The 16,914-nt window shown below is 61.5% G+C and carries 24 protein-coding genes; 11 read left to right on the forward strand and 13 right to left on the reverse strand.

The genetic code is table 11. The annotated features are described in order from the left end of the window. Positions 1 to 98: 98 nt before the first annotated feature. The gene (locus FV223_RS31460; RefSeq protein WP_246686690.1) at positions 99 to 218 is read right to left on the reverse strand and encodes a DUF3500 domain-containing protein; all 120 of its coding nucleotides are present in this window, start codon (positions 216 to 218) and stop codon (positions 99 to 101) included. After that, positions 215 to 472: a hypothetical protein gene (locus FV223_RS02845; RefSeq protein WP_147725370.1), complete on the reverse strand. Its 258-nt coding sequence runs from the start codon at positions 470 to 472 to the stop codon at positions 215 to 217. The genes FV223_RS31460 and FV223_RS02845 overlap by 4 nt, the downstream gene beginning before the upstream one ends. A 129-nt stretch (positions 473 to 601) precedes the next feature. Between FV223_RS02845 and FV223_RS31210 the strand changes: the two genes are divergently transcribed. Continuing rightward, a complete protein-coding gene (locus FV223_RS31210) occupies positions 602 to 850 on the forward strand; it encodes a hypothetical protein (protein ID WP_147725371.1) in 249 nt (82 codons plus the stop codon). A gap of 34 nt (positions 851 to 884) precedes the next feature. On the opposite strand, the gene FV223_RS02855 is transcribed toward FV223_RS31210, so the two are convergent. Next, a complete protein-coding gene (locus FV223_RS02855; protein WP_147725372.1) occupies positions 885 to 1,082 on the reverse strand; it encodes a hypothetical protein in 198 nt (65 codons plus the stop codon). 158 nt (positions 1,083 to 1,240) lie between these two features. On the opposite strand from FV223_RS02855, the gene FV223_RS02860 reads away from it, so the two are divergent. Together FV223_RS02860 and FV223_RS02865 are read left to right on the forward strand one after the other, a co-directional pair. Continuing rightward, on the forward strand, positions 1,241 to 1,480 hold the full coding sequence (locus FV223_RS02860) for a hypothetical protein (protein ID WP_147725373.1): 240 nt from the start codon (positions 1,241 to 1,243) through the stop codon (positions 1,478 to 1,480). A 225-nt stretch (positions 1,481 to 1,705) separates the two neighbouring features. Further along, a complete protein-coding gene (locus tag FV223_RS02865; protein ID WP_147725374.1) occupies positions 1,706 to 2,437 on the forward strand; it encodes a Crp/Fnr family transcriptional regulator in 732 nt (243 codons plus the stop codon). 845 nt (positions 2,438 to 3,282) lie between these two features. Here FV223_RS02865 and FV223_RS02870 read toward each other — a convergent pair. The 4 genes from FV223_RS02870 to FV223_RS30035 all read right to left on the reverse strand — a co-directional run bounded on the left by FV223_RS02870 (position 3,283) and on the right by FV223_RS30035 (position 7,760). Then, the gene (locus tag FV223_RS02870) at positions 3,283 to 3,894 is read right to left on the reverse strand and encodes a pilus assembly protein PilZ (RefSeq protein ID WP_147725375.1); all 612 of its coding nucleotides are present in this window, start codon (positions 3,892 to 3,894) and stop codon (positions 3,283 to 3,285) included. Next, on the reverse strand, positions 3,891 to 6,563 hold the full coding sequence (locus FV223_RS02875; protein WP_147725376.1) for an EAL domain-containing protein: 2,673 nt from the start codon (positions 6,561 to 6,563) through the stop codon (positions 3,891 to 3,893). Before FV223_RS02875 ends, FV223_RS02870 begins: the two co-directional genes overlap by 4 nt. Beyond that, positions 6,560 to 6,904 (reverse strand): PilZ domain-containing protein, encoded by a 345-nt coding sequence (locus FV223_RS30030; protein WP_187274937.1) that lies wholly within the window; start codon positions 6,902 to 6,904, stop codon positions 6,560 to 6,562. The genes FV223_RS02875 and FV223_RS30030 overlap by 4 nt, the downstream gene beginning before the upstream one ends. Positions 6,905 to 7,589: 685 nt before the next feature. Further along, positions 7,590 to 7,760: a hypothetical protein gene (locus FV223_RS30035; protein WP_187274938.1), complete on the reverse strand. Its 171-nt coding sequence runs from the start codon at positions 7,758 to 7,760 to the stop codon at positions 7,590 to 7,592. A 494-nt stretch (positions 7,761 to 8,254) separates the two neighbouring features. Here FV223_RS30035 and FV223_RS02885 point away from each other — a divergent pair, with 494 nt between their 5' ends. Further along, entirely contained in the window at positions 8,255 to 8,806 is a 552-nt protein-coding gene (locus FV223_RS02885; RefSeq protein WP_147725378.1) for a recombinase family protein, read from the forward strand. A 487-nt stretch (positions 8,807 to 9,293) separates the two neighbouring features. Here FV223_RS02885 and FV223_RS02890 read toward each other — a convergent pair whose 3' ends face one another. Next, positions 9,294 to 9,533, reverse strand: a complete 240-nt coding sequence (locus tag FV223_RS02890; protein WP_147725379.1) for a hypothetical protein — start codon at positions 9,531 to 9,533, stop codon at positions 9,294 to 9,296. A gap of 64 nt (positions 9,534 to 9,597) precedes the next feature. On the opposite strand from FV223_RS02890, the gene FV223_RS02895 reads away from it, so the two are divergent. Further along, positions 9,598 to 9,861, forward strand: a complete 264-nt coding sequence (locus FV223_RS02895) for a hypothetical protein (RefSeq protein WP_147725380.1) — start codon at positions 9,598 to 9,600, stop codon at positions 9,859 to 9,861. Next, positions 9,861 to 10,067 carry a hypothetical protein gene (locus tag FV223_RS02900; RefSeq protein ID WP_147725381.1) on the forward strand — a complete coding sequence of 69 codons (207 nt, stop codon included), beginning with the start codon at positions 9,861 to 9,863 and terminating at the stop codon, positions 10,065 to 10,067. The genes FV223_RS02895 and FV223_RS02900 overlap by 1 nt, the downstream gene beginning before the upstream one ends. Positions 10,068 to 10,119: 52 nt before the next feature. On the opposite strand, the gene FV223_RS02905 is transcribed toward FV223_RS02900, so the two are convergent. Genes FV223_RS02905 through FV223_RS02915 form a run of 3 tightly spaced genes read right to left on the reverse strand, consistent with a single transcriptional unit; the run spans position 10,120 to position 11,097 of the window. Continuing rightward, positions 10,120 to 10,386, reverse strand: coding sequence for a hypothetical protein (locus FV223_RS02905; protein WP_147725382.1), 267 nt, complete (start codon positions 10,384 to 10,386; stop codon positions 10,120 to 10,122). 34 nt (positions 10,387 to 10,420) lie between these two features. Continuing rightward, complete coding sequence (locus FV223_RS02910; protein ID WP_147725383.1) at positions 10,421 to 10,873, reverse strand: S24 family peptidase; 453 nt, start codon at positions 10,871 to 10,873, stop codon at positions 10,421 to 10,423. Beyond that, positions 10,870 to 11,097: a hypothetical protein gene (locus tag FV223_RS02915; protein ID WP_147725384.1), complete on the reverse strand. Its 228-nt coding sequence runs from the start codon at positions 11,095 to 11,097 to the stop codon at positions 10,870 to 10,872. The genes FV223_RS02910 and FV223_RS02915 overlap by 4 nt, the downstream gene beginning before the upstream one ends. A gap of 123 nt (positions 11,098 to 11,220) precedes the next feature. Here FV223_RS02915 and FV223_RS02920 point away from each other — a divergent pair, with 123 nt between their 5' ends. From FV223_RS02920 to FV223_RS30040, 3 genes are all read left to right on the forward strand, one after another. Next, positions 11,221 to 11,472 (forward strand): hypothetical protein, encoded by a 252-nt coding sequence (locus FV223_RS02920; RefSeq protein ID WP_147725385.1) that lies wholly within the window; start codon positions 11,221 to 11,223, stop codon positions 11,470 to 11,472. Between the two features lie 11 nt (positions 11,473 to 11,483). Continuing rightward, positions 11,484 to 11,738, forward strand: coding sequence for a hypothetical protein (locus FV223_RS02925; protein WP_147725386.1), 255 nt, complete (start codon positions 11,484 to 11,486; stop codon positions 11,736 to 11,738). Positions 11,739 to 11,823: 85 nt separating this feature from the next. After that, positions 11,824 to 11,976, forward strand: coding sequence for a hypothetical protein (locus FV223_RS30040; RefSeq protein ID WP_187274940.1), 153 nt, complete (start codon positions 11,824 to 11,826; stop codon positions 11,974 to 11,976). 229 nt (positions 11,977 to 12,205) lie between these two features. On the opposite strand, the gene FV223_RS02930 is transcribed toward FV223_RS30040, so the two are convergent. Next, positions 12,206 to 12,697 (reverse strand): MucR family transcriptional regulator, encoded by a 492-nt coding sequence (locus tag FV223_RS02930; protein ID WP_348643789.1) that lies wholly within the window; start codon positions 12,695 to 12,697, stop codon positions 12,206 to 12,208. A 58-nt stretch (positions 12,698 to 12,755) separates the two neighbouring features. Next, positions 12,756 to 13,187 (reverse strand): hypothetical protein, encoded by a 432-nt coding sequence (locus tag FV223_RS31215; RefSeq protein ID WP_210247494.1) that lies wholly within the window; start codon positions 13,185 to 13,187, stop codon positions 12,756 to 12,758. Positions 13,188 to 13,962: 775 nt separating this feature from the next. On the opposite strand from FV223_RS31215, the gene FV223_RS02940 reads away from it, so the two are divergent. Beyond that, a complete protein-coding gene (locus FV223_RS02940) occupies positions 13,963 to 15,606 on the forward strand; it encodes an EAL domain-containing protein (protein WP_246689585.1) in 1,644 nt (547 codons plus the stop codon). Between the two features lie 28 nt (positions 15,607 to 15,634). Next, positions 15,635 to 16,606: a BLUF domain-containing protein gene (locus FV223_RS02945; RefSeq protein WP_147725389.1), complete on the forward strand. Its 972-nt coding sequence runs from the start codon at positions 15,635 to 15,637 to the stop codon at positions 16,604 to 16,606. The last annotated feature ends 308 nt before the right edge of the window (positions 16,607 to 16,914 follow it).

A 16,914-nucleotide genomic window follows, 5' to 3' on the forward strand; every position in this document is an offset into this window, starting at 1 on the left:
AACGGTTCGATACCCGACACACGAAATGATAGGATAGATGTCCGGGAAGGGTGGAGTCGCCTTCGATTTCCATGCTGAAAGCAGACGTGCCGCGAAGGCTACGCCGTCAGCGCCCGCCCGTAGGCGTTCTGGGGATCGCGGTAGATCGTGTGGACGTGCATGGTCAGATCACGCCGGCCGACCGGGAACTGCTGGCCGTTTTCAAGATGGAGAATCACCGCTGATCGGTCTCAAGCCGCTTCCGGCGTTCGCGGCGCATCTCCTGTTCCGTGTCGTGGATCCAGGCCTTTCGCTCGGCCTCCGACAGACGCTCCCACATCACGATCACGGCAACGAGATGTTGTGGCACTTCTCCGTGCAGTTCGCGGATCTGACGCGAAATCGTGTTGACCGGCCGCCCGAGCAGCCGGGCCAAGGTCTTTTGCCCTAAGCCAGCGGTCTGCGCCCGCAGTTGCCAAGGTTCGTTGTCCATCCCTTGACGTTCTTAATTCGTGGAACAGTTCAACAGATCACCCGCTTTCTCATTCATCGTCAGCTGACACGTTTGGGCGCTGATGGCTGAGGGCGTGTCCTGCTCCCGCCTATTGATGCGGTGAGCTGGATGCCTCACTACCATTTCAACGTTCATGACGGCGCTAGCACCCTGGACCGCGAGGGCATGTTCCTTGCCGACATCAGTGCAGCGCGTCGGCAGGCTATGCTATTAGCTGGGGCCTTGCTCGAAGCTGATACGGATAAGCAACGCGATGGGAGGCCGTGGCTGATGGAGGTCACGAACCAAGCTGGTGAAGCTCTGTTCCGGCTCGACTTCAAACTCACAACGAACGCTTTCGGGCCAAGTGCATTATAAGGCCGCCGAATTGTTCTTGTGCTTCGAACCATTCTCAAGGCCGTTCAGGTTCCTCGTAGTGGAGATCCTGCGTTTCATCAGTAAGTTTGCTGCGCTGTGCAATCTCCTTACCGACTGTGAAAAGAAGCGTTCGACTTATAATCTTCATTTCATCTGTACCAAACTTCTCTATATCCGCATGTGCAGCCAGGACCGCATCTGCAATTGTGTTCAGACCAACTAAGTCGATCATTGATTCTCACCTTCTATCTAGAGGGATCTAATGTAAAATATTTACATATCTTGCGGTTATCTCTAGTATTGTCTATTATTTACTATTTTACAATCTGCATTGCAATGCTAGGGTGTATCACTGGTCGAACCGACTGGTGATCCGCGCAAGGAAGTGCCATGGACATGCCGACGCCGGACGGGCTGAGGTTGGCTCTACATACGGGTGATCGTGGCACGCTTGCCCGGATCGCAAAGGCACTCGACTGTTCCCCAGCCTCTTTCTTCGAGCAGCCCACCGCAGGCCATCCTAAGGACGCTTCACTGCTGATGCAGACGTGGCTGGCGATCAAATCGCCGAAGGGGCGCGACGTGGTATTTGCGTTCGCTCGCGAAGTGCTGCGGTCGGAGAAGCGTTAAAACAACGCGGATGGCTTGTTATGTTCCACGACAGGGAACGAGACCAAGCGCGATAAGTAAAAACATGACATATGTATGTTAGGTATCAATCAATAAATGCAGCAGTCCAGTTTTTGCTCATTGTTTTCTGTCTCGCAATCACCAGATATGTTCGTGGTCGGCTCGTTTCAGGGCGCTGACGATTGAGGGACAGCGTGTGCTCTTGCCCCTAGCGCGAGAGCACGCGTGGCAAATCTTCGGCAAGCTGGCGTACGCAACCGCCTCCTTCGCGCGCTGCCGCCGGAGGACTTCGCTGCCTTAGTGCCTGCGCTGCACCCCGAAGCGATACCTCTCCGGCGGGTACTCATCTCATCCAACACACAGATCGCGACCGTCCACTTCGTGGAGGCAGGCATCGTCTCCGTCACCTCCGATGCGCCCAGCGGTCGCGTCGAGATCGGGTTGCACGGCCGCGAGGCCCTGGTTGGTGCCGCCCCAGTCCTTCTTGACGACGACCGCAGCCCTTACACCCATTTCGTGCAAGCGGCTGGGCACGTACTGGCGATTGACGTGTCGGACCTACGCGCGGAAGTGGCGCTGCGTCCCACCCTACGCGGTCTCCTGCACCGCTATATCCAGACTCAAATCATCCAGACCGCGCAGACCGCGTTCGCGAACGCCCGCGGTGGTACGCCAACCCGGCTCGCTCGTTGGCTGCTGATGTGCCATGATCGGGGCGAAGGCGACGAGATCACGGTTACGCAGGAGTTCATGTCGCTGATGCTGGGCGTCGAACGGCCCGGTGTTACGATGGCGATGCGGACGCTGGAGAAAGACGGCCTTGTGGCTAAGCGCCGGGGCCGCGTCCAGATCATCGACCGCGAGCGCCTGCTCGACTTGGCGGGAGACGGCTACGGCCTGGCCGAAACCGAGTACGCCCGACTGATCGAGGGGAGCGACCACCCGGAAGCGCGGTAGTCCGAACGATCAACGCGTCATGAGCGAGGCTCGTCCACGAGTTCGCGTAGGTATGCTAACGCACGGCAGCGCCCTTCTGCGGTTTTGATCCGGCCCCAAAGCTCGGCGCACTCACGCGCGCCGGAGAGGCACTCAGCCGCTTCAGTATCTGTGAAAAAGCTCTCGATGGGAATGCCGAGGCTGGTGGCCATCGCAGACAGCTTCGCCAGACGAACAGCATCTACTGGATTGTCCATGCCCACCTCCTAGAGGTTGCATCAGTCTACAGCTGTAGATGTATACCTCTTGAGACAGGGTGTAAAACTTTTACGCTTTCACCATGAGGCATAGGCGGATCACGGTGCAGCGGCATCAGGCATAGGGACATATGCCGCTTGGGGTGTGGACGGAAGCCTGCCATGAGCGCGAGATGGTACGCCAGCTTGCTCCAGCACCCTAGCGGTGCGCCTTCACGACGGTGGAGTCGACCAGTGCCTTAGAAGGCGGCCAACCGGCTTGGGCATCTGGTCAGCCCACGACGGTGAACTACCTTTAACGGAATCACGCTAGCCCGACGCCGAGCAGACACAGGCTACCAACGATCAGGCATCTGTCCATGCTCTCGAACGTCGCCTGTCTCATGGGTCGGTCTGGGGCAACACCAGCGAGCGTCGCTCCCGAGACGAGGCACATCAGGCTGAGAATGAACATCTTTCGCGCCTTCGGGGTCCCCGTGGATCACCCTGAGCAAGAAAGGGTCGCGCAAGGATATGTGATGCTCTCGCTTTTGTGCTGCCGCCTGCAATCTACAACTTCAGTCGAGTATGGCGCTGGCCTTGCGACTGAAGACGCAGGCCCCTTCCAAGCTAGAGCCGGATACTCGTATTGAACGTGCCCTCGCTGAACGGCAGCCGAAACTTCACGGCGATTATCGCATCCTCGACGCGTACCACGCTTGCATAGCGCTTCCCCACCGTCACGGACGTTCCGACTGCCGTAGTGGTGGCAAACGGCAATTGGATTTTTGCCCCAGTCCTCGATACGTCGAGGATCAATCCTTGAAGGCTGCGCTCCTCGGGCAAGCTCACGATCACGTCGCGGTACTCGGGTACGATCCGCAGTGCTGCCCGTTGTTCGGCTGTCCATGCCGCTCGGGACGTATGCCACGCCAACCGTACGGTGATGCGTGCTCGGCGTTCAGCACTGAGTGTCGGATGAAGGGTGAACCCTTCCGCATCCGTTATGCCAATCCGACCCGGCAAGGCTCCGATCTTGTCGAGGTAGCATACCGCGACATCACGCGGGCGACCCGGCGCTTGCGTCTGGATCGCGATCGCGTCGAGGTCGTCGATCTGCGCTCGGCAGGGGTATTCGGGTCCGCCCTCGACCATCACGCGGCCCAATAGGATCGAAAGGTCGATGGCTGCAGCGTTTTTGGTCGATCGAACGACCGTCGCGTCGTCACCCAAGCCGCTCATGCCGCCACCAACGCACTCGGCAGCTGCAGATACGCCAGAGCCTCGTCGGCAGGGAGCGGTCTGCTGAACAGGAAGCCCTGTACCTCGTGGCACCCCTCCTGGCGGACCAAGTCGAGCTGCTCGGCGGTCTCCACACCCTCGGCAACGATACCCATGCCAAGGCGCTCACCAAGGCTAACCACCGCCCGCACGATCGCAGCCGCATCCGGGTCGGCGATGTCACGGATGAAGGCGCGGTCGATCTTCAACCTGTCGAACGGGAAGCGGCGCAGGTAGCTCAGGGACGAGTAGCCGGTGCCGAAGTCGTCGAGGGCGATGAGGACGCCCAAACCACGGAGCCGGTGTAGGCAAGCCAGAGCCGCGTCGGCATCCTGCATCAGCACGCTCTCGGTCACCTCCAGCTTGAGCCGATTGGGCGATAGCCCACTGGCGGCCAAAGCGGCCAACACCGCCGTCTCCAAACCCTCACGCCGCAGCTGCACGGCCGAGACGTTGACGGCGACGCGAACGTGCGCAGGCCAATGCATCGCCTCACGACAGGCTTCCTGCAACGCCCAGACGCCGAGCGGCACGATCAGTCCGGTCTCCTCGGCTACGGGGATGAAGACGGCGGGTGAGATCTCACCACGAACCGGATGGCGCCAGCGCATCAGCGCCTCGAAGGCGACGACGGTCCCTGTGTCAGCTTGCACGACCGGTTGGTAGACGAGTCGGAACTCCCCGCGCCGGATCGCCTCCTTCATGTCGAGACCAAGTTGGCCGTGTGTGGCGATGCGGGCGCCCGCTTCGGCACAGAACTCACGAGAGGTGCTTCGCCCCGCCGCCTTGGCCTCGTAAAGTGCGATGTCGGCGCGCTTGAACAACTCGTCGGCACCAACGTCACCGCCGGTACAGACCGTAAACCCGATGCTGACGCCGATCTCGACCTTGTGTCCATCCAGGTCGATCGGCTCGCTCACCGCCGCGATCAGACGGTTGGCGATGGCATTGGCTGAACACGGCTCGGCAAGATGCGGAAGCACGATCGCGAACTCGTCGCCCCCTAGCCGAGCGACGGTGTCGTAGGACCGCAGGACCGCCTGCATCCGCTCGGCCACGACGCGGAGCAGGGCGTCGCCCGCCGGGTGGCCGAGACTGTCGTTGATCGCCTTGAACCGGTCGAGGTCGCAGGCCATAACAGCGAAGGTGCTCTGGGTGCGGTCTGCGTAGGCAATAGCTTGGTTGAGACGGTCGTGGAGCAGGGTGCGGTTCGGCAGGCCGGTCAGCGCATCGTGCAGCGCCATGTGCCGCATTTGCTCCTCAGCTTTGCGACGAATGGTGACGTCGCGTAGCGTCACGATGGCACCTGTCGCCCGACCATTCTTCGGATCGGTTACGAAGCTGACTGAAGCCTCCATCCAAACGAATTGCCCATCCTTGTGGAGGTGGCGTACGCTGCATGGTCCGGGGTTCTCACCAGCTTTGGTCTGCACCCAATGCGCTGCCACGATCATACGATCTTCAGGGTGAATAATATCGATCATTCCACGGCCAAGCAAATCTTCTGGCTCGTAGCCTAGGATAGTTTGAACCGCAGGCGAAATGTAATCAGGCCGTAGATCGAGATCACCAATGACAAGAATATCAGTGGCGTTGTCGGCGAGCAGCCGTATCCGTGTGTTGGCGACCTGACGCCGTTCGGTCTCGCGAGCTAGAAGGAGGAGGGTGCTGACAAGGACCAGTACGAGCCCGCCGCCCAAGATCCCCTGGGTCAGGGCCAGGCGGCGCCATGGGGTAAGGACCTCATCTTTCGACAGTGAGGCTGCAACGTAGAGCGGGTAGCCCTCCACGAAACCGTGCGCGATGACACGCTCGTTCCCGCTGGTGAGGCCGGTCGCCCAAAACGGTTTGGTATCACCTGTAGCCGCATGGTGGCGGTAGTTGTCCGAGGCGGCGAAGTTTCGGCCGATCGTCTCCGCGGCATGCGGCGAGCGTGCGAGCAGAGTGCCGTCGGCACGCCATAGGCTGAGGATCGCGCCAGGTTCGTTGTCGACGGCGTCGTAGACGGCCTGGAACGATGCGATATCGAGCATGGCCTGAACCATGCCGATGAATGCGCCGTCCGGCCCGACCAGGCGACGGGCGATCGGCAGCATGGGCTTACCGCTCAAGCTTCCGATGATCGGACGACCGATGGCCAAACTGTCATCGATCTGTCCACGCAGTTTCTGGAAATAGTCCCGCTCGTGCATGTTGAGGGGGCGGACTGGGAAGACGGCGGCCTCGGCCACCGCGCGGCCATCGCGGTCGGTGACGACGATGTTGCCAAGGTCGTGCGACCGGGCAAGCTGGTTGCGCAAGGCGATGTGCATCGCCTCGGATCCCAGGTCACGAGCATGGAGTGCGACGAGGGAGGTGACAATCTGCAGACGTTCGTCGGTGATCTCGATGGTGCGGGCAGCGTGGTGCTTCAGGGTGAGGGCGGTATTGGCGACCTCACGCTCGGCGTCGATGAATTCGAGGGTCCGATGCGACCATAGCGTGTGCCCGAAGAACGCGGGGATGATGATGCCGACAGCAAGCGCCGACAGGCGTAGGCGCTGGCCATAACCGATCGTGCGTAGCGAGCAGCGTGCAAGGACCCGAGGCATCCAAAGGCCGAATGGGATGCGGAGACGCGATGCGATCATGGCCGTATCCGTTCGTCGAAGTTGTCCGCGGGGAATGGCTCGACGAACTGGACGGCGATGCCGCCCTCGATCGCGCGGACAACGGTGGCGAGGCGCGATCCGATGCGAACAAGCGCGCCGACGAACAGCCCGGGATTGGGGCGCAACGTGATTTTAGCGCCGGATATCGAGATGTTGAGGATCGTCCCCGCGAAGACGACAGTCTCGGCGAGACGAACTTCGACGGACTGGTGAAATGGAACGAGTCGGGGCGCACTACGTAGCTTCCGGATCTGGGCTGCCTGAACATTGTGGGATTCCAGCTGCACGGCAAACCTGTCCCGGTGGCTCTGCTTGATCATGAAATCTACCATGATCCCTCGGGGAGTTGGCTCTAAAACCTTCCCAACGAGAATGCCGACGTTGTCGAGGACACAGACGACAACTTGCCCCGAGGTAGGTTTGGCCTGGACGCCGATCTCTCCCCGCAAGGGGGAGTGCATCACGACGGTACAGGGGACTTCCTCACCGGTGGGAAGCAGGGCACGTCCTGTGATAGGTTCACTAGGTTGCGTCGTTTGAGCGTCATGCGATCGCGCGCAATCGAAGGGGAGGGATTTCTCCGCCCCGGATCTTTCTTGTGCCATCCCCCGTCCGTGTGCTGAAATGTGATGACAAGCACGCTTGGTCAATCTCGCAGCGTACCTATAGCCGCTAATAGACACAAGCTATGCAAGTAACTTATTTTCAAAAAGTTAATTCAAATAAGGCATGCTGTCTATGCACCATAAAGTTGAACATATAAATAGAAGGATAATATTCTTTATAATTTATTCAATCGCTCGAGCGAGGTCGTCCATATCTGGTAGCGGGTGGTTGTTGTAGGTCGATGAAGCTGCGGAGCTATGACCCAGGCATGGCATCGCCACCGCGTATGCGCTTAAGTTGCCTGCCCCAGGCTACCCAGCATATGCCGCTGGAAAAACGGTCGTTTCTCTGACGGTCGGCCGTTCGCATAAGTGGATTTATAGAAACTGCGCATCAGACCTAGTCTAGCTCTTTTTGCGGAGAAGCTTGCTCGCGGGCGATTTGTTGGCCGGCGTCAAGCACTAGCACCCGCATGAGCGTCTTCATCATGTCTGTACCACTTTCCTGAATGAGGTCATCAGCTTCCATGCAAACTTGCGCAATCACATCAATTTGATTTGTCTCGACCACCCGCGTACGCCTCCACCTTGAAAAATCTGTATTTTGGATGCAAAATCCTGATCCAAATTATCAATTGATGAATGACGGACAGCTTCGAACAAGCCGTAAATAACATACATTTAATGGACACGAACAATGGCCGATCCGAGAGCGCTGCCCCTCCTGAACCGCCTTGCTGAGTCGCTCGGCTGTTCGCCTGAAACGTTCTTCAATCAAGGTTCCCACGAACTGAGCGATACCCTTGAGCTTCTGACACTCTGGATGGCGACCGAGGATAGGTCGATCCGAATGCGGGCGCTTGTAGTTCTCCGCAGTGGTGCGAGCCGTTCAAACACCTCGGACGCGATGCAGAAGCCGGATTGAGTATCGCGACGGCTCATCTGCTCGCATCTGTCATTCGCATAAGCTCCAGTATTGTGCGCAATCCAGGGATTATGCACGGAAGCCAAGCCGCTGAGATCGCGCTTCATTCTTCGTGCACGATCCCTGTGCACGACTGAGGCATGATCTACGGCTATGCACGCGTCTCCACTGGCCATCAGAGCCTTGCCGCCCAGGTTGAGCGCCTGACCGCGGAGGGCTGCGCCAAGGTCTTCCAAGAGACCGCCAGCGGGTCGCGTGCCGATCGCGCCGCGCTGAAGCGCGCGATCGACCGCCTGGCGTCCGGGGACGTGCTGATCGTGACCCGCCTCGATCGCCTCGCCCGGTCGACACGCGACCTCCTGAACGTCCTAGAAGAGATCACGCGGCGTTGCGCAGGCTTCCGCTCCCTAGCGGATGCCTGGGCCGACACGACGACGGCACACGGCCGGCTCATGGTCACGATCCTCGGAGGCTTGGCTGAGTTCGAACGCGAGTTGATCCGGGCGCGGATAGGGGAGGGGCTGAAGCGAGCACGGGAACGCGGCATCCGCTCCGGCCCGATGCACAAGCTCATGCCCCATCAGCAGCGGGAGGCCCTGGCACGGCGGGAGGCCGGTGATACCTGCGCTGAGATCGGCCGGAGCTTCAACGTCAGCCACAGCATGATCTCACAGCTCAAATCGGAGAGGTAGGCCAAATATCCAACAATTGTAACGATAGATTTTTAAATCATACCCTCTAAACGTGGCTCCATGAACGCGCATTCCAGAGCAGTCCGGGCCAAGACTTGCATGAGCGGTCGTGCAGACTTGAAGCGGAGCCCTGTGATGCAGGTGGACTGCATTATTGAGGATCTCTCAGCAACAGGAGCCTGCGTCGTCTTTGCAGCAGGGCTATCAATCCCAAAGCACTTCATTCTTACAATCGGGCACAGCGGCCAGAGCTATCGTACACGGACGACGTGGCAGCAGGCCAATAAGGTTGGTGTGATGTTCCTAAATGCTCGGGCGAACGCTCCTGAGGTGCTGCCCGACTGACGTGAGGGGCGGGCGCGAAAGGCCGAAGTCGGCGCCAAGCGGTAACGGCCCCGGCGTGCTCGCAGCGCATCAGCTATCGCTGCAACGAACTGCTACGGTCACTGCAGCCCCAGGACACCTCATGCTCACCCTTACCTCGGTCCTAACCTGCAGCGTCCTCACTGTAGCGACCGTGGGCGACCTTGCCGTGCTGGCTGATGGCCGCGCGGTGGGGTCGCAGCTCGAACAGGCTGTGCGGGGCGATCTGAGCTTCGTAGGGCGTGATCCGGTGCCGGTGCAGGTTGCCCGAGCAGATGAACGCTACGTCGCGAAGGGGCTGGACCGGAGCCGGCTTGGCGCGACCGTGCGGATAGTCGACGCAGGCGATGCGCAGTAGGTACACCGCTGCGGATAGCCGACACCGAACGCCTTGCGGACCATGGGCACAGCCGCACAAATGAGAGCCGATGAGCGAGACGGAAGACTTTGAGGCTCTGAAGCGGCAGATCCTGGTTCATAACGAGAAGACGAAGCTGAGCGCGGCAGCTACCAACACGACCGCCGTCGCCCTGTTTGGTGGTGGCTTCGTGTTGCCTGTGATCGGCCTCAGCTTTCCGCTAGCCGCCGCACCGCCGCCAGGGCAGGTGACGCTGATCACGATGATCGGTTGGGCTTTGGTCGCCGCGGGTCTACATTGGTGGGCACGTTCCATGCTCAACGGACTTCGGTGATGGACGGCTACGAACTTCTCCTGCTTCTCCCGCCCGCGTTGGCTCTTGCCGCCGCCTGGTTCAGCTCGCGCGCAATCAAGAAAAGCGCTGCTGCTATCGATCGCCGCCGTGACGAACTGCATGTCCTCAAGGAGCAGGCGTTGATGCGACAGAACCCTCCCGTTGAGAGGACCGCTCCGATGAGGCCAACTCCGGCAGCGCACTGAGCAGCGCGCTTCGCGCACTCACTGCCCACGCCGCCAAAATTTCTGCGGGCAATCAAGTTCGAGACGGCAAGCCCGTGCGCCCATCGCCGCCCTCGACGCCGATCGCGGCGCGGCACGACCGGCCGTACTGGTTCGGCTGGCGCGATCCGACCGGCTTCTGGTAGCGGCACGACTGCGTCAGCCGCAGGTACACGTCGTAGAGGTCGGCGTGCTCGCCGAACCGACGGCGGAGGCGTGCGAGGTCGTAGGCGCCACGCCGCTTGCACGGCGGGCACTCTACGACTAGCCGGTGTCCGCGGAGATCGCACAGGCGCTCCATCAGGAAGCCATCGCGACGTTCGGCGTCGGGCCGCTCACGACAGCCGCCCGCGGGCCAGGTGCCAGCGGATCGAGAAGCGCAGCACGCCCCAGATCTCGACCTCGCCGAACTCGTCCACCGCGAACACCGGCATCTCGGGGTTGTCGAATTCGAGGCAGGCCCGGTTGCCTGCCATCCGGTAGCGCTTGCACGAGAGCTGCCCGTCGACCACCGCCACGACGACCGAGCCGTCCTCCGCCCGCAAGCTGCGGTCGATGCAGGCGAGGTCACGGTCGTGGATACCGGCCCCGCGCATGCTCTCCCCGTGGATCTGCATCAGGAAGGTGGCCGCCGGGTTCGGCACAAGCCAGCGCGGGAGTTCGAGGGCGCCCTCCATGAAGTCGTCGGCCGGCGACGGAAAGCCGGCGCACAGCGCCTGCCCGATAACCGGCACGCGGACGGCATCCGTGCTGCCGAGGATCAGTTCGTCAACGGCGTAGGGGCTCACGCAGCCGCCCCAGGTAGGCCGCCGCGGACGTAGCCACGCGAGACGAGGCGATCCCGTCTCAGCGACCGGCGCTCCGCCTCGTCGAGGTCAGCAAGCGCATCCTCGATCGCCCGCCCGAGCGCGACCCATGGGTCGCCGCATACGACCAACCGGTAGGCCCATACGATCGCCTCAGCCTCAGTCGAACGGATCTCCACAGGCGGTTCGTAGGGCTGGGGGTGCATCGGCGCTCCAAGTTGTCAAAGAACATACAAGGAACAAACAGCAAGCAGACCGACGGTTCAACCATGGCGACCACGGCCAAGCACGAAGCGGTGAGATGGTGTGGACGGCGGGGTAGAAGGCCAATGTCGACACCGCTTTACCGCTTCCATAGCACGAACGGGCACGACCTCATCGCCGATCGGCTGGGCAATCGGTTGCCGACCTGGGCGCTGATGCGCTCCCATGCCGAGCGGGTCGCCCTGGACGTGATGCTTGGCAGCACGCGACGCGATTGGTCGACTTGGACGGTTGAGGTCTACGACGGAACGGGCCGGCACGTGCTGTCGAAGCCGTTCACGGACGTGCTCGACAATCGACCGGCGAGACAAGGCTGAGGGGAAGCCCCGTGGGTATGAAGACGACGTTCGTGGTGCAGACCTTCATCATCAAGCGGAAGCGCTTGGTGCCCGGCGACCGCGAGGTGGCGCCGACAGAGAACGGCGCGCTGAAGAAGGCTGAGGCAATGTCCGGCCGGATGCCCGGCACCGCGGCGCTGAAGATCGTCGCCGATGATGAGACCGGCGAGTTGGAGAGCGCGACGATCCTCGGGAAGTTCGGCGAGGTGCCGGAGGATTTTGCGGAGAGCCTTCAGGGCGGGTGAGGTCTCTGCCCCTCCGTGGGGGAGCCTCATTGCCCGGCTCTTCCCCAGCGCCACATGGACAGATCAACGACACGGAGGAGCGCCCATGCCCGACGAGGACAAGCCGAAGGCCGACGACACCCAAACCGCAGAGGTGAAAACCCCCACCCCGAAGATCGAGGGGAGCCACACGAAGGAAACGGTCGATCCGGCGGAGCGCCTGCCGGAAGACCCCGAGGAGCAGAACGATCTGGCCTAGCCCCTACGACGGTTCGGCCCTGCCGCGATCTGCTCACGCGGCAGGGGAACCCCGGATCTCACCAGCACGGCCGATACGCGACTTGGCCCGGGTGTAGGATGCCGGCGCTTGGTTAGAGGCCTGTCATCGCGGAGGGTGCCGCAGTGTGCCGGAACGGGACGCTGAGCGGCCTCAGGCCGTCTCGGCAGCCTTCTTCCGCCCGCGTGCCTTCGGGGCTGCCTCGGAGCCCTTAGCAGCCTTGGGCTTCCCCTTGGAGGGCTTGGACGCCTCTGAGACCGTCTCGTCGGCAGCGGCGGTCATGGGGGCCGCCTTGCGCCGCTGCTGGCCGAGGCCGAGAGACCGCGCCAGCTCGGAACGCTGAGCGGAGTAGCTTGCGGCGGTCGACGGGTAGTCCGCCGGCAGGCCGTAGCGCCCGGTAGGTCTCCATCGTCAGGCCGGCCACGGTCAGGTGCCGCTTCAGGGTCTTGTACCTCTTTCCGTCGATGAAGGAGATCAGCGCATCCGGTGTGACCGACTTGCGGATCTGCGCCGGGGTCGGCTTCTCCGGGCCGGCGGGCTCGGCCGGGGCTCCGTTGGCAAGGCCGGTAAATGCCGCGTGAACCGAAGCGATCACGTTCGGCAGCTCGGAAACTGGTACGTTGTTGTTCGAGACGTAGGCCGCCACGAGTTCGGCAGCGAGTTCGATAATATCGGTAGGTTGAGTTTCGGCTTGTTCGTCCATGGTAGTCTCCTCCCCGGAAAGAGACCTATCGCTCTACGCGGTTTGCCGGATCGTCAAGTCATAGTTTGGCGGAAAGTACTGAAGCCGAACGGGTGTCGTCATAAAATCGTGAGAATACCCCTAAAGCACGCTCACGCAGGAACTTGGCTACGCGGTCTGTGTTCAGGTTCGACGGCATCACGCTGTGGAAGGCCCTATTCATGAACAAGCTCATCCTCGGCGCGACCCTGACACTCGGCCTCTTGCTTGGTGCGAACACAGCCAGCATCGCAGCGCCAGGCGACGGTCTCGACCCCAACGCCTCGGCGACCGGGAACAGCAACAAGGCCGCCATGCACAGCAACGCCCGCGCCGGCAGCATGATAAGCCGCGGAGCCTCCACCAGCCTTACACCATCACATGGTCCGAGCGCGGCTACATGGCCCGCAGTGAGACAATTTCCTCCGACCTGCCATGGGATCACTACGTCCAATGGCGCGAGGATGCCCACGTCATTCTCCTCTACCAATCGACCGGGTCGTACCAGTTCGTGCCCAAACACATCCTGTCCACTGATGCACAGGAGTTCATTCGCGCTCGGCTGCGGGCAGTTGGTATTCGGCAGGCACGTCGGTTCTTCGCTTGAATACGGCCGCGCTTGCCAGACATAGTAGCGACGCGTCTACCCCAACCAGCCGGTTTGTCTGCTTTGATGCACCCGCCGTCTGGAAGCGGAAAGTCCCAAAACCACCCCAAGCGGCCATTCGGCTTCCGGCCCTTTGCAGACCTTCGGAAGGTCCGATTGCAGGCGCCCTAACGCAGACCCAGCGGGCTGCGTATGAATTGGCTTCGAAGCATGACCCCGGCAAAAACTTTGCTGACGCACTCTCTGATCTGCGAAAATCGAGATCGGGGTGGGGTCACGATCGGCGCCGATCGTGACCCCACCCCAAAGTGAAATTTAGCTTATATTCCAACCTATTGAGACCGGTCCTGGGAGGGGTGAGCCTTCGACGCCTTTTCACACATTACCTTTTCAATGGATGAGATTGATTGACGCAGAAAGGTGCGGAAACGATCTTCGTCAAAAGCTGAAATAGCAGTTTAGGAAAGACTTAGCTGTCTCTCGCTATGATCGGCCGAATCGCTCGTGCGCCCTTGTGCGCAGGTCGGGTGCGACCTGAAGGCTTCTTGCAATGTTTTCGTCCTTACGCGTTGTGTCCAAATCAGTGCACGACGAAGCTCCTAAGAAATCTAGCCTCCGGAACGTTGCCACGGCATTGCCGATGTTGCTGCCCTACCTAAACTCTGTTCGGCATGGCTTGCTGCTGATCGACGAACATGGGCGCGTCATCCTCGTCTCTGGTCAGTCGTTAAGCCTTCTCAACAGTCACAGCGTAGTGATTTCGGAAGGCTCTTCTGTCCGACATGTCCTTCGCATCGTTCGCAAGAGCGCGGGAGATCATTGGGAACAGGTGCGATCGCTGCTGCGTCGTTCCTTTACACAAGCCGAAAGCTCTACCTTCGAGATTACGCTTCATGAACACCTCCTGGGCATTGGCCTATACCCCGTCGCCGATCACGGATGGGCAATCACGTTCGAGGACGTCACCGCGCGTCGGGCCGCCGAAGTTCAGGCCGACGAAATGGCTCGGCACGATCCGCTCACAGGCCTGCCGAACCGGCTTCTCCTGCGTGAGCGCCTTAAGGAGTCAATCGGGCGCCTGCAGCGCACCGGCGAGGCGTGTGCCGTCCTGCTGATCGACCTAGACCGATTCAAGCCCGTCAACGACACGTTGGGTCATCCGATGGGTGATGCCCTGCTGAAGAAGGTCGCCGATCGACTGCGCTCCACCGTGCGGCCGACCGATACCGTAGCGCGGATCGGCGGCGATGAGTTCGTTATCTTGCAGACCGGCATTCAAGAGGCCGCCAACACGCAGGCGCTGGCCCGCCGCCTCGTGGACCTGATCGGACGGACCTACATGGTCGACGGCCACCTGCTCACCATCGGTGCCAGCGTCGGCGTTGCGCTCGCCCCTGGCGACGGCAGCGATGCCGACACCCTCCTGAAGAACGCCGACCTTGCACTCTACCGGGCCAAGCTCGACGGGCGAGCCACCTACCGCTTCTTCGAGCCAGAGATGGATGCGCGCATGCAGGCGCGCCGGCAGCTTGAACTCGACATGCGCCAAGCGCTGGCGCGTCGGGAGTTCCAGCTGCACTACCAGCCGCAGTTGCAATTGGAAGGTAACCGGCTGGTGGGCTGCGAGGCGTTGATCCGCTGGCAGCACCCGGTGCGCGGGATGGTCTCGCCCCTCGACTTCATCCCGTTGGCCGAGGAGATCGGCCTGATCGTACCGATCGGCGAATGGGTCATGCGCCAAGCCTGCCGCGATGCGGTGACCTGGCCCGCCCCACTCTCGGTCGCCGTCAACGTCTCGCCGGCCCAGTTCAAGAGCGAGCGGCTCGTCGAGATGATCATGTCGGCGCTCGCCGCCTCCGGGCTGCCCGCCACGCGCCTCGAGGTGGAGATCACCGAGGGCGTCCTCCTGCAGCATAGCGAGAAAACCCTACAGACCTTGCACCGCCTGCGAGAACTCGGCGTGCGTGTGTCGATGGACGACTTCGGCACCGGCTATTCGTCCCTGAGCTACCTGCGCAGCTTTCCCTTCGACAAGATCAAGATCGACCGATCCTTCGTGAACGATCTGTCCGGCAAGCGCGATGGCGAGGCGATCATTCGCGCCATTGCCGGCCTCGGCAAGAGCCTCGGCATGACCACCGTCGCCGAGGGCGTCGAGACGGCTGACCAGATGGAGCGCATCCGCGCGGAGGGCTGCATCGATGTTCAGGGCTACCTGATCAGCAAGCCGGTTCCCGCCTCCGAGGTTCTGAAGTTCCTGTCCGCCGACCTCACCACCTACTGACCGATCTTTCCGCCTGGAGCTTTTTGCCGTGAGTGATCTCTACCGCCTCGTCTATGCCAGCAAGAACCACCTGCAGGGAACGGACGCCGAGGTTGCCGAAGCCGTCTCGCAAATCCTGGCCGCGTCTCAGCGCAACAACGCCAAGGTCGACGTCACCGGTGCGCTGATGTTCAACGCAGGCGCGTTCGCGCAGGTGCTGGAAGGCCCGCAGCAGGGCGTCGAGAGCACCTTCGAGCGCATCCAGTGCGACCCGCGCCACGGCGACGTGACGGTTCTGCAATGCGGCCCGGCCAAGAGCCGCAGCTTCACGAACTGGTCGATGGCCTTCGTGGGCCAGTCCGCGACCGGCCGCACCCGTTGGGAGGGGATCGCCGCCGCGAGCGGCTTCGATCTGACCCGGCTCGACGGCGACGCAGTTTTCGCCATGCTGCATGGCTTGGTGCTGGATGAGGAAAGCCTCCCGGCCGCCGCGCCCGTTCCTGCCGAGCCGTCTAAGACAGTCGACATCTCCAAGACGGCCGAAATCCCCTGCACCGGATTGGACGTCGAGCGCGTTCGCGCGGAGCTGCTGGAACCTGGCCGAGCCTTCCAGGCCTCGACTGAGGCGGAGCCGGTCACCCGCTCGCGCTATCGGGACGAAGCGGCCCCGTCGCTCAAGCGCGCGCCGGCGAAACCCGAACTCGCCAGATCTGAAGCCTTGAAGGCGGATCCCAGCAAGCTCGATGCGGTCCTAGCCCTCCTGCGGGATGCTCTTGCCCAAGAGCGTCAGCGCACGACCGATCTTCGCAATGACCTCGATGACCTGCACATCGCCCTCGCCCTTGAGCAGAAGCAGTCGGACGAGATCCGTTGCGAAAGAGATCTTTGGGCTTGGCGTGCGCAACTGCTGGCAAAAGCGATCGACCGGGAAGCCGGTGAACTAGAGAGCAATTCGGATCCGACAGTAGCCGAGGCTTCCATGGCTCACGGCCAAAGCGCCTCGATAAGAGTTGTTGCCTGAGGAAAGGTCGAGTAGGCAATGGAAGCCTTAGACTGCCACCGCGCTTTTGCCTTCCATGCACCCGATGCTGGCCACGATGACCAGGATGGCAGAGAATGGGTTCGCGGTGGGGGTTGTGGACGTGTCAGCCGGTGCCGCGCACTCAGCCTTCTGGAAGTAGTTCCACTGCCCGTTCAATGTGCTAGGGCCTGTCGTCGCCTGAACAGATTGGCTGGGCTTGCGTTTTCGTCTTTCTGATGGAGGAGGGACGATGCTGAGCGACGCGCAATGGGCTGATCTGGAGCCTCTGGTTGAAGCCTGCCGGCCCA

The sequence above is a fragment of the Methylobacterium sp. WL116 genome (assembly GCF_008039455.1).
Lineage (GTDB): Bacteria > Pseudomonadota > Alphaproteobacteria > Rhizobiales > Beijerinckiaceae > Methylobacterium.

What these genes read in the sequence shown, in the direction of transcription:
- FV223_RS02845 (WP_147725370.1), bottom strand. Translation starts at nt 472, where the DNA reads ATGGACAACGAACCTTGGCAACTGCGGGCGCAGACCGCTGGCTTAGGG.
- FV223_RS31210 (WP_147725371.1), top strand. Translation starts at nt 602, where the DNA reads ATGCCTCACTACCATTTCAACGTTCATGACGGCGCTAGCACCCTGGAC.
- FV223_RS02855 (WP_147725372.1), bottom strand. Translation starts at nt 1,082, where the DNA reads ATGATCGACTTAGTTGGTCTGAACACAATTGCAGATGCGGTCCTGGCT.
- FV223_RS02860 (WP_147725373.1), top strand. Translation starts at nt 1,241, where the DNA reads ATGGACATGCCGACGCCGGACGGGCTGAGGTTGGCTCTACATACGGGT.
- FV223_RS02870 (WP_147725375.1), bottom strand. Translation starts at nt 3,894, where the DNA reads ATGAGCGGCTTGGGTGACGACGCGACGGTCGTTCGATCGACCAAAAAC.
- FV223_RS02875 (WP_147725376.1), bottom strand. Translation starts at nt 6,563, where the DNA reads ATGATCGCATCGCGTCTCCGCATCCCATTCGGCCTTTGGATGCCTCGG.
- FV223_RS30030 (WP_187274937.1), bottom strand. Translation starts at nt 6,904, where the DNA reads ATGATCAAGCAGAGCCACCGGGACAGGTTTGCCGTGCAGCTGGAATCC.
- FV223_RS02885 (WP_147725378.1), top strand. Translation starts at nt 8,255, where the DNA reads ATGATCTACGGCTATGCACGCGTCTCCACTGGCCATCAGAGCCTTGCC.
- FV223_RS02895 (WP_147725380.1), top strand. Translation starts at nt 9,598, where the DNA reads ATGAGCGAGACGGAAGACTTTGAGGCTCTGAAGCGGCAGATCCTGGTT.
- FV223_RS02900 (WP_147725381.1), top strand. Translation starts at nt 9,861, where the DNA reads ATGGACGGCTACGAACTTCTCCTGCTTCTCCCGCCCGCGTTGGCTCTT.
- FV223_RS02905 (WP_147725382.1), bottom strand. Translation starts at nt 10,386, where the DNA reads ATGGAGCGCCTGTGCGATCTCCGCGGACACCGGCTAGTCGTAGAGTGC.
- FV223_RS02915 (WP_147725384.1), bottom strand. Translation starts at nt 11,097, where the DNA reads ATGCACCCCCAGCCCTACGAACCGCCTGTGGAGATCCGTTCGACTGAG.
- FV223_RS02920 (WP_147725385.1), top strand. Translation starts at nt 11,221, where the DNA reads ATGTCGACACCGCTTTACCGCTTCCATAGCACGAACGGGCACGACCTC.
- FV223_RS30040 (WP_187274940.1), top strand. Translation starts at nt 11,824, where the DNA reads ATGCCCGACGAGGACAAGCCGAAGGCCGACGACACCCAAACCGCAGAG.
- FV223_RS02930 (WP_348643789.1), bottom strand. Translation starts at nt 12,697, where the DNA reads ATGGACGAACAAGCCGAAACTCAACCTACCGATATTATCGAACTCGCT.
- FV223_RS02940 (WP_246689585.1), top strand. Translation starts at nt 13,963, where the DNA reads ATGTTGCTGCCCTACCTAAACTCTGTTCGGCATGGCTTGCTGCTGATC.